Source organism: Haloprofundus salinisoli (assembly GCF_020097815.1).
GTDB classification, from domain to species: domain Archaea; phylum Halobacteriota; class Halobacteria; order Halobacteriales; family Haloferacaceae; genus Haloprofundus; species Haloprofundus salinisoli.
In genome coordinates this window covers 122,295-134,652 of the sequence record NZ_CP083663.1, presented here as the reverse complement: position 1 = coordinate 134,652, position 12,358 = coordinate 122,295, and the positions used below count along the sequence as shown (strand labels likewise).

Annotated in this window: 11 protein-coding genes; 5 read left to right on the top strand and 6 right to left on the bottom strand. The window is 65.8% G+C overall.

Annotated features, from left to right (window positions below):
• The first annotated feature begins 137 nt into the window (after nt 1–137).
• Nucleotides 138–1,637 (top strand): glycosyltransferase family 2 protein, encoded by a 1,500-nt coding sequence (locus tag LAQ73_RS00710; protein ID WP_224269344.1) that lies wholly within the window; start codon nt 138–140, stop codon nt 1,635–1,637.
• 73 nt (nt 1,638–1,710) lie between these two features.
• Here LAQ73_RS00710 and LAQ73_RS00705 read toward each other — a convergent pair whose 3' ends face one another.
• Nucleotides 1,711–2,373: a rubrerythrin family protein gene (locus LAQ73_RS00705; RefSeq protein WP_224269343.1), complete on the bottom strand. Its 663-nt coding sequence runs from the start codon at nt 2,371–2,373 to the stop codon at nt 1,711–1,713.
• Nucleotides 2,374–2,485: 112 nt separating this feature from the next.
• Between LAQ73_RS00705 and LAQ73_RS00700 the strand changes: the two genes are divergently transcribed.
• Complete coding sequence (locus LAQ73_RS00700; RefSeq protein ID WP_224270784.1) at nt 2,486–3,643, top strand: MBL fold metallo-hydrolase; 1,158 nt, start codon at nt 2,486–2,488, stop codon at nt 3,641–3,643.
• A gap of 77 nt (nt 3,644–3,720) precedes the next feature.
• Here LAQ73_RS00700 and LAQ73_RS00695 read toward each other — a convergent pair whose 3' ends face one another.
• The 3 genes from LAQ73_RS00695 to LAQ73_RS00685 form a co-directional block, all read right to left on the bottom strand.
• Nucleotides 3,721–4,053, bottom strand: a complete 333-nt coding sequence (locus LAQ73_RS00695) for a 2Fe-2S iron-sulfur cluster-binding protein (protein WP_224269342.1) — start codon at nt 4,051–4,053, stop codon at nt 3,721–3,723.
• Between the two features lie 1,153 nt (nt 4,054–5,206).
• Complete coding sequence (locus LAQ73_RS00690) at nt 5,207–5,644, bottom strand: universal stress protein (protein WP_224269341.1); 438 nt, start codon at nt 5,642–5,644, stop codon at nt 5,207–5,209.
• A 117-nt stretch (nt 5,645–5,761) separates the two neighbouring features.
• The gene (locus LAQ73_RS00685; RefSeq protein WP_224269340.1) at nt 5,762–6,028 is read right to left on the bottom strand and encodes a DUF7964 domain-containing protein; all 267 of its coding nucleotides are present in this window, start codon (nt 6,026–6,028) and stop codon (nt 5,762–5,764) included.
• Nucleotides 6,029–6,149: 121 nt separating this feature from the next.
• Here LAQ73_RS00685 and LAQ73_RS00680 point away from each other — a divergent pair, with 121 nt between their 5' ends.
• Entirely contained in the window at nt 6,150–7,790 is a 1,641-nt protein-coding gene (locus LAQ73_RS00680; RefSeq protein WP_224269339.1) for a flippase activity-associated protein Agl23, read from the top strand.
• A gap of 149 nt (nt 7,791–7,939) precedes the next feature.
• Here LAQ73_RS00680 and LAQ73_RS00675 read toward each other — a convergent pair whose 3' ends face one another.
• Nucleotides 7,940–8,893, bottom strand: a complete 954-nt coding sequence (locus LAQ73_RS00675) for a transcription initiation factor IIB (protein WP_224269338.1) — start codon at nt 8,891–8,893, stop codon at nt 7,940–7,942.
• 418 nt (nt 8,894–9,311) lie between these two features.
• Between LAQ73_RS00675 and LAQ73_RS00670 the strand changes: the two genes are divergently transcribed.
• A complete protein-coding gene (locus LAQ73_RS00670) occupies nt 9,312–9,710 on the top strand; it encodes a DUF7961 family protein (RefSeq protein WP_224269337.1) in 399 nt (132 codons plus the stop codon).
• Nucleotides 9,710–10,342, top strand: coding sequence for an METTL5 family protein (locus tag LAQ73_RS00665; protein WP_224269336.1), 633 nt, complete (start codon nt 9,710–9,712; stop codon nt 10,340–10,342). Before LAQ73_RS00670 ends, LAQ73_RS00665 begins: the two co-directional genes overlap by 1 nt.
• 108 nt (nt 10,343–10,450) lie before the next feature.
• Here the strand turns inward: LAQ73_RS00665 and LAQ73_RS00660 are convergent, their stop codons facing one another.
• Nucleotides 10,451–12,205, bottom strand: coding sequence for a rhomboid family intramembrane serine protease (locus LAQ73_RS00660; protein WP_224269335.1), 1,755 nt, complete (start codon nt 12,203–12,205; stop codon nt 10,451–10,453).
• Nucleotides 12,206–12,358 lie beyond the last annotated feature (153 nt).

Below are 12,358 nucleotides of genomic sequence, written 5' to 3'. Positions count from 1 at the left end.
CTCGAAGCGAGCGAAGCGGGGTTTCTCGTACGCGTCTGCTTCCCGCTGCGTCCCGAGTTTGTTTTCCGAGCGTGCTTCCGCCTCGGTCGGCCTTCTGAGCCTCTATATTTATATCTTATAGAGAACATCAATCTTCAATGAATTTCATCTTTTCTGACCAAAACGTCGGTCGGTGGGAGTTACTCGGAATACTCGGGATTCTCTCGTGTCTGTTCGCCGTGCTCGCCGTGCTTCTCCCGCAAGAACTACTCGTCGTCCTTCTCGCGGTCGGGAGCATGGCGACGGTGTACTACTCGACGACACTTCTCATCGCCCACCACAGCGATCGACTGCCGGGGTGGGTCGGAACTGTGCCGATATGGCTCACCTTCTTAGCGCCGCTGACCATCACGACGGTCGTCGTCGCCCGCTACTGGGCGTCCGTCACGCTGACACTCCTGCTCCTCGTCGTCGCTCTCCTGGCGGTCTTCTTCTACTACTGGTTCGTGATTCCGTTGGCCCTCTACCAGAAGTTCGCAGAGCAGGGTCGGTCCCGGTCGGTCGACGAGTGGCCGCAACTGAGCGTTCTCGTCCCGGCGTACAACGAAGCGAACTACATCGGCCCGTGTCTCGACGCGCTCCTCCGCGCCGACTACCCGCGAGAGAAACTGGAGATACTCGTCGTCGACGACGGAAGCACCGACGACACGTTCGAGGAGGCCCAGCGACGCGTCGGCGACGTGGTCACGGTGATTCGCAAGGAGAACGGCGGAAAACACTCCGCGTTGAACGACGGTCTCACCCACGCGTCGGCGGACCTCATCGTCACTATCGACGCCGACTCTCTCGTCGCCGAGGACGCGCTCTGCGAACTCGTCCGCAGCTTCCAGCACCACCCCGACGCCGGTGCCGTCGCCGGTAACGTCAAAATCTCGAACCGAGAGTCGTTCGTCACGAACGTCCAGGCGCTCGAATACGTGATCGGAATCAATACGTTTCGGCGAGCGTTCGACCTTCTCGGCATCGTGACGGTCGTTCCGGGTTGTCTGGGGGCGTTCCGGCGCGAGACGCTCGAACGGATACACGGTTACAGCGCCGACACGCTGACCGAGGACTTCGACGCGACGATAGCGGTGCTCAAACAGGGAGTTCCGATACACCACAGCGATGCCGTCGTCTACACGGAGGCACCCGACACCTGGACGGACCTGTACAACCAGCGACTCCGCTGGTTCCGAGGGAACGTACAGACCGTCTGGAAGCACCGCCACGTGTTTCTCGACGGGCAGTTCGGTCTCCTCCACCGAATCGCGTTCCCCTACGTGCTGTTCTCGATGTCGGTGTTGCCGGCTCTCGGCGTCGCCATCGTCTCGCTCGTCGTCTGGTCTCTGATCAGCGGCAGCTATCTGCATGTGTTCGGCATGTTGATGTTCTTCGTCGTGCTCCAAGTACTGCTGTCGATTCTGGCGGTGAGAGTCGACGACGACGACCTCTCGTTGGTGTGGTACGCCCCGTTCTCGATAGTCGGGTACAAACAGTTTCTCGATGCGGTGTTGATACGGAGTCTCTTCGACGTTCTCCGTCGACGGAACCTCCGGTGGACGAGCGCACGCCGCAGTCGTCAGCGCGACGTCGTGACAACCGAAAAGGGCCACTGAACCACGAACCGGCGGAGAGCGAGACTGCGAACGCCTTCGAACCGCCTCGCTACCGCTGACGACCGTGGAAGCGCTAACACACCGATTTCGGATTTAAACCCAGTTCCTCCAGCGCGTCGGCGTAGTCGTCGTACGCCAACTGAATCGTGTACTCCGCCGTCGCCCGCGCGCGCTCCCACTCCTCGTCTGATTCGCAGTCGTCCGCGAGAAGTTCTAGCCCGCGTTCGAGGGTGTCCCGCGTCTCGCTTTTCAGCTCCCGAAAGAGGTTCGCTCGCTTCTCGTCGGCTTCGTTGACGAAGAAACTGGTAATCTGGGTGTGCGTCCGCAGCGAGAGCAGCGACCGGCCGACCATCCCGCCGGCGACGCGCGAGACGGTGTCGTCGCGCCCGCGGAGGTAGCCGTGCATCGGGCCGCTGTCGGCGTCGGCGGCCTCCTCGACGCTCTCGCCCGCGGCGTCGCCTGCGTCGTCCATCGCGGCGACGACGCGTTCGTAGTGGTCGGCCTCCTGCTCGGCGACCGACTCGAACGCCTCTCGGGCCGCGCCGTCCGCCTCGTCCTCGGCCCACGACGAGAACGTCCCGTAGGCGGCCGCCTCGCTCCTGGCGGCGACGCCGAGCACCGACTCGGCGTCCAACTCCGCGTCGGTCAGCGCGACGAGCAGTTGACTCGACCCCAATCTATCGAGTTCGGTTCGCTTCGACGCTTCGACCGTCTCGCGGAACTCCGTGATGTCCATAGCTATCGTGACGGGTGCCCGCGAGTTCAACGTTGTTCTGCCCGCCCGCCGCGGGCTGTTCGCGGGTCCCGCCCGGCGCGGGCTTTTGGCGTCCGAGGACGTACTCCGAACCATGACCTCCGACGGAGTCACGGTCTCCCCGGCGGCGCTGGCCGAGACGCTCCGCGCCGGCGAGCGAGTGCGGGTGTTGGACGTACGAAACCGCGACGAAGCAGAACAGTGGCCGCTCGGCGGCGGCGACGTGGAGACGACGCACCTGCCGTACATGCAGTTCGTCCAGGCGCAGGCGAAGGACGAAATCAGTGACCTCGCGGCTGACTTCGACGACGACGAGCGAGTGGTCGTCATCTGCGGCCGCGGCGAGTCGAGCGCGACGGTAGCCGGGGCGCTCCGCGACCACGGCGTCGACGCGGTGAACCTCGAAGAGGGAATGCGTGGATGGGCGCGGGTGTACCACACCCAAGAACTCGACGCCGACACCGGGGGCGCGACGGTGATTCAGTACCAGCGGCCCGCGAGCGGCTGTCTCGCGTATCTCGTCGTCTCCGGCGACGAGGCGGCCGTCGTCGACCCGCTTCGGCTCTTCGCCGACCGCTACGTCGAGGACGCCCGCAATCGCGGCGCGGAGCTCCGGTATGCGATGGACACCCACGTCCACGCCGACCACGTCAGCGGCGTGCGCGACGTGGCCGAGCGGAGCGACGCGGCTGTCGTGGTCCCCGAGGGAGCGACCGACCGCGGACTCGCGTTCGACGCCGAACTGGTCGGCGACGGCGACGAACTCCGCGTCGGCGACGTGACGCTCGAAGCGATGCACGCGCCGGGACACACTACCGAGATGACCGTCTACCGAGTCGGGAACCTCCTGGTCGGCGGCGACCTGCTTTTCACCGAGAGCGTCGCCCGTCCCGACCTGGAACGCGGCGACGAGGGAGCCGAGGAGATGGCACGACAGCTCCACCGGACGCTCAGCGACCGGGTGCTTTCGTTGCCCGACGAGACGGTGGTCGCACCCGGCCACTACGGCGACAGCGCCGAACCCGCCGAGGACGATACCTACACCGCGACGCTCGGCGAACTCAAAGCCCGATTAGCGGCGCTCTCGATGGAGGAAGGCGAGTTCGTCGACTACGCGCTGTCGAGGATGCCGCCGCGGCCGAACAACTTCGAGGAGATAGTCGAGACGAACCTCGGCCGCGGCTCGGTCGACGACGAGGCGGCGTTCGAGTTGGAACTGGGTCCGAACAACTGCGCGGCGACGGCGGACTGATATCGGCGTTGGCGTTGCCGGCGTCGTGCTGACGCCATCGGCACTGGCGGGAGGGGAGAACGCGAGAGTGAGGGCAGTTAGTCGTCGTCGGCCGCGGCGGCGTCGCCCGTCGCCTGTGCGTCGCTCTCGATGCTCGGCGGGTACTTGCCCCGGTCGAGTTTCAGGTCGCTCTGGGGGCGAGCCATGCAGGTGAGCGCGTACTTCTCGGCTTCCTCCTCGGTGAGTCCGCGCGCGGCCGGTTGCGTGACTTCACCCTCGACGATCTCGGCCGAACACGCCAGGCACATGCCGACGCGGCAGGAGTACTCCTGTGCGATTCCTTCGTCGATACAGGCTTTGAGGATGGTCTGCGTGTCGGAGACTTCGATGCTCTCGCCGGTGCCGACGAACTCGACAGTGTATTCGGGCATACCCGCCGGTACGAAAAGCCCGGAGAAAACTCTTTATGGTAAATACTGTCGTCTCGGAAACGACTGAATTCGGGGAACGCCCGAGAGCGCGGCGGCGAGAGACCCACCGGTCGCGGTGTAACGGTCGAATCGGAAAGTGGCCGTGTGATTGTCGGTGCTTCGTGCGTCGACGGGCCTGTGGCGTACCCGCCCGCGCGTCCGACAATCACGCTCGAATTCTTCGGATTGACGTATAGCCGATTTGCTTGTTACTACCGAATCGCGGACGCGGGCGTCGGCTCACTGTCGCGTCGCTGTTCGCTCGTCGGTCGGGTTCGGAGAAGGTGGTGTGTCAGGTGTGCCAGCAGATGCCCACTCTGCACGATTGCTGTCCGGGGCTTCTGTAGCAACAACTGGTTATCAAACACAGTTATGATAAAAGTTTCTAAATGTATCTCACAATGGATAGTCTGTCTATCGTATAGGTTTCGGCGGAGGCGATCGACCGCGTGGAGACCCGGTGGTGGCCGCGACTCCAGCCATGAAAAGTCCGATTCAGGGGGAGTGCACTGAACCGGGAAACGCATCCGGACGCGAACCATGCAAGCTCTCGGACGCCGCCGTCGCCACACCAGGGGGACTGTGCAACCGTACGGCGACGTCTATGTCGGGATGCAACCTAACCGAGGGGCTACACCCCCAAAGTAACGTGCAGCCAAATGACGGGCAAGCCGGTATTTCCCGTCGATTCGACAGTATCATGGCCGTCGTAATCGATTTCACCGCCGATTACGCCGAGATTGTACGCCCGTAGGCACCTCGTGTCCGTTCGGCTCGACGGAACGTTCGAGATGACAAAGTGTCTACGACGGGGAATCCGACCGCCGTTTTCCGAATCGCGTGGCCGTCGGGTCCGACGGTTTGTCATCCCATCTGGGAAACAGTTATAGGGAGAACGCGTGTGTTCGATATCGGTTGCCGAGGTGGCCGGACGCTCCCGTGTCCGGACGTTCCACCGACCGCGACGGAGTCTACGGCCGTCGCCTGCGCGGCGACCATGCCTCTGATTTCGGAACCGGTCCACACCGGACCGGGTTCCTTCCACCGACGTCGAGCGGACGCACCGTCCCCCGAACGCCGGCGGTATCGACGACTTACTCCGCGTATGCCGACGTTATTCGACGTGTGTGGCGCGCCTCACTGTGAGCACCGGCACGTCGGCGCTTCGGACGACTCGCTCGGCGACGCTGCCGAGCAGATACCGGTCGAGTCCGCGGCGGCCGTGCGTCGCCATGACGACCAGGTCGACGTCGTGGTCTGCGCTGTAGTCGACGATGATGTCCGCCGGCGACCCCGCCTCGACGGCGGTGACGACATCGATGCCGGCGTCGACGGCGCGAGCGCGAATCCGCCCGACGGCGGCGTCGCCCTCCTCTTCGAGCGTCGAGAGCACCGTCTCGGCACCCAAGTCGACGGTGGCGAGCGTCCGCGTATCGACGACGTAGAGAACGTGTATCTCCGCGTCGTACGTCTCGGCGAGTTCGAACGCGTCGGGAACGGCCGCCTCCGCCGCCTCGCTTCCGTCCGTCGGCAGGAGGATTCGGTCGTACATACGAGAGCGTACGCGAACGATTGATTAGAACTCTCGCCCGAAACGTCGTGAGAGTCACGCCGAGAGCAGTGACCCGGCCACGTCGGTTGCGACGTCGCTCTTGATTCCTGACGACGGTCAGCCGCGAAGCGACCGGACGCTCTCCTCGCACTGCTTTAGCGCTTCGTAGCGCTCCCGCTCGTCGAGCGACGCCGTGTCGGCGGTTCGCCACCCGTCGCCGTCGAACACGAGCGCCTTCACCCATGATTCCGTCGCCAGCAGGAGCGCCTCCGTCGGCCCGTCGTCGTCGACGGCGATGGCCAACCCCACGGCATCGGCGCGGTTCAACGCGGCGAGTTCGGCGTCCGAGAGCGGACGACTCGGCAGCGAATCGAGTATCGACATACGACGCGGTACGTCGGTGCGCCTGTTGACGGTTGCGAACCGAGTCGTCGCGGATCGGTACCGCCGACACCGGGCGACGGAACCCGAAAGGCTTCTACCTCAGGGTGCGGCAGGAAGGGACATGACACCTCGCGGGGACGCCGCCCGCTCCCGGTTCGACCGCACGACGCTCGCCGTCGTCGCGCTCGCGGTCGTCGGTCTCGTCGCCCGTCTCGTCGGACTCGGCGCGAGGGCGTTTCACTGGGACGAAGCGCGCGTCGGCTACTGGACCCTCCGGTATCTCGACTCCGGTGCGTTCGAGTACCGGCCCGTCGCCGGCGGGACGTTCCTCCCGCTCGTCAATCGCCACGTGTTCGCGCTACTCGGCGCGAACGACTTCACCGGCCGCCTCGTCGTCGCCCTCGCGGGCGGGTTGCTCCCGCTGGTCGCGCTCCTCTACCGGAGCCGACTCCGCGACGACGAGACCGTCGCGTTCGCGCTCGTCCTCGCCGTCGAACCGGTGTTGCTCTACTACTCGCGGTTCGCTCGCGGTGAGCTGCTTCTGGCGGCCTTCTCGCTGCTCGCGGTCGGGTGTTTCCTCCGCGCAGTCGACGCCGGGAGCCGTCGGTCGCTGTACGCCGGCGTCGCCGCGGTGGGCCTGCTGCTTTCGACCTCGGGCTTCGCGCTCGTGACGCTCATCTGCTGGACGCTGGCGGCGTTTCTGGCGTTCGACCACCTCCGCGTCCGCGGCGACGCGAACCCCGTCGCGGCCGCCGAACGCGTCTGGAGGGCGCTCGTCTCGTGGGCGACGCCGCTGGCGCGGTCGCTGTTTCTCCTGCTCGCGGTGCTTTTCGTCTTCTACGCGCCACGTGCCGGCGACGCCGACGACGTCGGTCTCTGGAACCTGAGGACGCTCCCCACAACCGCCGAATCGGCGTTTCTCGGCTCGTTCCGGAAGTTCTGGGCGGTCCGCGTCGACTACCGTCGGACGGGCGGCCACGAACTGCTCCCGTACGTCGCCGACTACGCCGAACTGCTCGTCGTGGCGTCGCTGCCGGTGCTCGGCCTCGCCGTCGGCGCGTTCTTCTACGAACGCTACCTGACCGGCGGCCGACGACCGCTGCTGCATTTCTTCGGCTTCTGGGCCGGCGTCTCGCTGCTTTTGGTCCCGATGCTCGCCGAGCAGTTCGCGCCGTGGCTCGCCGTCCACACCGTCGTCGCGCTGACGCTCCCGGCGGCGCTCGGCGTGGCGGCGCTCGCCCGACTGGGGCGAACCGGACTCGAACGCGACCGGGCGGCGCGCGTCGGTGCCGTCGCGCTCGTCTCGCTCGTCCTTCTGGCGCACGTCGGCGGCGTCGTCGCCACGAACGTCTACGGCCAACCGGGTCCCGACGACGACCTCGCGCAGTACGCCCAGCCTTCGCAACCGCTGGAGCCGATGCTCGAGAACGCCTCGGCGGCGATGGAGCGCACGGACGGCCCCGACGTCGTCTACGTCGGCGAGGCGTTCTACACGCTGAACGCCGACAGCGACCGCCGACCGCCGGTGTCGGACGCGTGGGGGAACCGACTGCCGCTGCCGTGGTACTTCGAGCGCATCGACGCGCGACAGACGAGCGTCGAGGCGCCGAACGAGTTGGTGATGGCCGCCGGCGAACCGGCGGTCGTCGTCACGGACAGCGAGACGCGAAGTCAGGTCGCCCGACGACTGGAGGGGTACGAGTCGACGCGCTACGAACTCGGCCTGTGGAATCGTGAAGTGTTCGTCTTCGTCAGGCAGTAGTCACTCGCAGATAGCGCGGACCGTCCGGATGCGCGCACACCCGGCGAGGCCGACGGTCGCACCGCTACCGGGCGCGTGGAGGATTGGGCGGCGGTTCAAACTACCGCCGTCGAGAAGGGGTGGTAAGTCCTTTCAGGTCGGTGAACAGGTCAGCGGAAGCCCATCGCTTCGATCTGTTCCTGATACCGATTACGGATGGTGACTTCGGTCACCTGCGCGACGTCGGCGACCTCGCGCTGGGTCTTCTTCTCGTTGCACAGAAGCGACGCCGCGTAGATGGCGGCGGCGGCGAATCCGGTCGGCGACTTGCCCGAGAGCAGGCCCTGCTCGGCGGAGACGTCGATGATTTCGGTCGCCTTCGCCTGTACCTCCTCGGAGAGGTCGAGCGCAGAGGCGAAGCGCGGAACGAACTGCTTGGGGTCGACGGGTTTCAGTTCGAGACCGAGTTCCTGAGAGATGTAGCGGTACGTCCGTCCGATTTCCTTCTGCGGGACGCGGGAGACTTCGGCGACTTCGTCGAGGCTTCGCGGGATGCCTTCCTGTCGGCAGGCGGCGTAGAGGGCGCTCGTGGCGACACCCTCGATGGAGCGCCCGCGGATGAGGTCCTCGTTGAGCGCGCGACGATAGATGACCGACGCGACTTCGCGGACCGAGCGCGGGACGCCCAGCGCGGAGGCCATCCGGTCGATTTCACTGAGCGCGAACTGCAGGTTACGCTCGCCGGCGTCCTTGGTTCGGATGCGCTCCTGCCACTTGCGCAGGCGGTGCATCTGGCTGCGCTTTTCGGACGAGAGCGAGCGTCCGTAGGCGTCTTTGTCCTTCCAGTCGATTGTCGTCGTCAGTCCGCGGTCGTGCATCGTCTCGGTGATAGGCGCGCCGACGCGGGATTTCGACTGACGCTCGGAGTGGTTGAACGCCCGCCACTCCGGTCCCCGGTCGATAGAGCGCTCGTCGATGACGAGGCCACAGTCGTCGCAGACGAGTTCACCCTGGTCCGCATCCGTGATAACATCAGTAGAACTACATTCCGGACACTGCAGGGTCTCGTCCGACGTCTGTTCCGCTTCCTGCTCTCGCTGACGCTGCCGACTCGGACGTTCCATAAAAAGCTTGTGGGCAACGGAAGGTTTAAACCTTTGTAACAGAACTCTGACTGACAATTTGTCACAAGGAGACGCCTGCTGCCATGTTTGGCAAATTATGTATATTTGCGGATAAATTTGTTGCTCGTCCGTAGTTGTGTTACCGAATTTAACATTCCAGTTCCGAACCATACGACAGGGAGTTCCGGCGTCCCCGACACGACGCGAGCTACGTGGTCGGTAGACACCGGTTTCGAGGGGAGTGGGGGTTGGAGCGTGTGACCCCCGTGGTTCGTTATGTCAGCATCGGGCATTAGTGTTCGTGACGCCCGTTCGACCCGACCGCTCGTCTCGACCTCGGCGACGCTTGACGGACGGGAGTATGAGCACTGTGCATTCACAAAGATTTTTGTATAACCAAAAGGTATGGCGTAGTAGCATGAGTACCACTCGCTCCCACAACCTTCAACAGGCGCTCGACGGATGTCGGCCGGCGGACGTCACTCCAGTCCGTCTCGACGCGACGGCGCTCGACTCGACCGCGCCGTCGTACCTCCGCGACCTGAAAGCGGAACTCGGCGAGAAAAGCTACCAGCCGGCGACGCTCGTCGTCGAGGCGCGGTTCGACGAGGACTGCTCGCTTGCGACCCAACAGGAAGCCGACCGTCTCCGAGACCACCTCCGCGCGGCGGCGTTCCTCGGCGCAGGTCGTCTCGACGTCGTCGTCGACGAGGTGTGTACGGCCGAGAAAGTCGAACCCGCACTCGCGGCGCTCCGCGAACGCGCCGAGCACGAGGGTGTCACGCTTACGCTCTCGGGAGACGCTACTCTCGCCTGATGGGAGACAGGCGCGCGCTGGAGACGCAACTGGCCGTCGTCGTCGGGTTCGAGAACCCGCAGGTCCGCCTCGAACAGTATCCGACGCCGCCGGATATCGCCGCCCACGTCGTCCATCTGGCGGATTTGCAGGGCGACATCGACGGCCGGACGGTCGTGGACCTCGGCACCGGCACGGGGATGTTGGCGCTCGGCGCGGCGCTTCGCGGCCCCGCCCGCGTCGTCGGCGTCGAAGTCGACGCCGAAGCGCTCGCCACCGCCCGCGACAACGAACGCCGCGTCGGAACCACGACGCCGATTCACTGGGTTCGCGCCGACGCGACGCGCGCCCCGCTGTGCGGCTCCGGCGGCGACTCGAAGACGACGGTGCTGATGAACCCGCCGTTCGGGGCCCAGAACGGGAACCGCGGGGCCGACCGGGCGTTTCTCTCCACCGCGGCCGAACTCGCCGACGTCTCGTACTCGATTCACAACCAGGGGAGTCGGGAGTTCGTCGAGTCGTTCGCCGCCGACGAGGGCGGCGAGGTCACCCACGCCTTCGGCGCGACGCTGACGCTGGAGCGACAGTTCGACTTCCACGACGAGGCGACGAGAGACCTCGACACAGAGGTGTTCCGGATTCGGTGGTCGTGAAGTGCCTCGGCGTCGTACGAAAATCGGAAATTTCCGTGATGGCGAGACGCTTCGCGTCTCGAACCACTCGACCCCGAGGCACTCTGCCTTGACTTCTGTAGAGTTCGGTTACCGATACCGTTCTCTCGACGCGACTCGCACCCGCGTCCCGTTCGTCTCGGCGTACAGGTTCCCTTCGCGGTTCGTGAACTGAATCTCTCTGAGCGTCACCGACTCGTTCACCCGAGGGACGGGCGCGGAGACGGTGTCGTTCTCCGTGCCCACGACGAGACGGAAGCTCTCGTTTTCGGCCGCGATGGAGACGTTCTGTCCGGCGACGACCGGTTCGGCAGTCGCCGGCGGTGAGGTGTACGCGACCGTCTCGTTGCCGTCGGCGGCGAGCGTCACCCGATAGCTCGCGTTGCTACCGGCGAGCGTCCACCCGGTTCGGTTGGCGACGACCGTCTCGCGCCACCCGACGCCGCCGACGCGGACCGCCGACCGCCCCCTGAACGCGAGCTGCGCTTTCGACACCTCTCTCGTCCAGATGTTCCGGCCGGGGTTGCGCACGACGACGCCGGAGGTGGTAACGCTCGTCGACTCGCCGAACCCTTCGAGTTCGAGCACCGACACCATCCCGTTGGTCACGTTCTCCGCGTACGTCACCTCGTACCCACGAACCTGCACCGACTCGCCGAGTGACTCGTCGCCCGCCGTCGTGACCAGGTTGACCGCGATCGCCGGACCGGTTATCGCCGCCGCGCCGACCAGCAACAGGGCGACGGCCGCCTGTCGTCCGGTTACCGTTCGGAGCCCGTTTCGACCACCGCCCCCGCCATCGCCGGCGGTCCCGTCTCGAATCCGACGCCCCGACCCGTCGCCGACGATGTCGTCGGCCCGCTCGCGCACCGACGCGCCGAACCGGTCGAGAAGCGGGCGGTCGCTCGCGCTGGCGGCGACGGTGACGAGCGTCGCCAGAAGGAAGACGAGAGCGAGACCGGTCGCCCGAAAGAGTACGTAGCTGTCGCCGCCGCGGTACCAGTACACCGCCCACAGCGACTGCGAGACCGAAAAGAGGAGGACGCCCGTCCAGAGTCGCAACGCCGAGGGGGACTCGTCGCCGCGACGGTCGACCAGCCACAGCGCGAGAAACACGCCGACGAGAAGCCCGATGGCGTGTCCTTGAATCGCTATCTGCGCCCACCACGGAGAGACGATGGTCTCGCGCGAGGACGCGACGGTCGTCGGGTCGAACAACGAGTCGTACAGGAGGTCGACGACGCGGCTGGCCGACAGCGCCAGAACGGCAGTGAGCGGGTAGTAGACGAGCGCGAACCCGGCGAACGCGAAGACGACGCCCGAGAAGCCGATGATGGGACCGACCGAGAACAGGGCGGTGAACACGCCGACGACGAGGACGGCGACGGGAAACAGCAGAAAGGCGCGGACTCGCGGGTCGGCGCGCCACCCCGACGAACCGAGCTCGGCCGTCGTTCGTTCCCGCGGATAGTGGCCCCACGCGTACTCGACCAGCGGCGCGAGGGTGAGCGTCCCGAACAGGTTGCCGACGAGGTGGCCCGCCCCCGAGTGCGAGAACGCGGCGGTGAGCATGCCGGTCGGGTAGAGATACGACCACGCCCGGAAGGGGACGACGACGGGGCGATACCAGTACTGGTACCCGCCCTGAACGACGAGGTAGACGGAGAGTACGAACAGCACCGAGACGAGCGTCCCCCACGGCACGCCGTAGAGCAGGCGCGACCGAAGCGCGGCGACTCGCCGCTCCCGTCGGTCGTCCAGCCCCCACGCGACGTACAGACAGACGACGGCGACGGAGACGAGCGCGAGTTGAGAGAGAGGCAACCACGACGGAACCGCGAACATACCGACTCCAAGGTGGGGCGGAGTATCAAACCCGATGCTCGCAGCGCTATCTCGTCCGCTTCGACTCAGAGCGAACCGCAGTTCCGCCCGCGGAGCGACGACCCACTCCGTCCCCGTCCCGGTTATCTCAGTCGTCTCCGCCTGACCGACGTA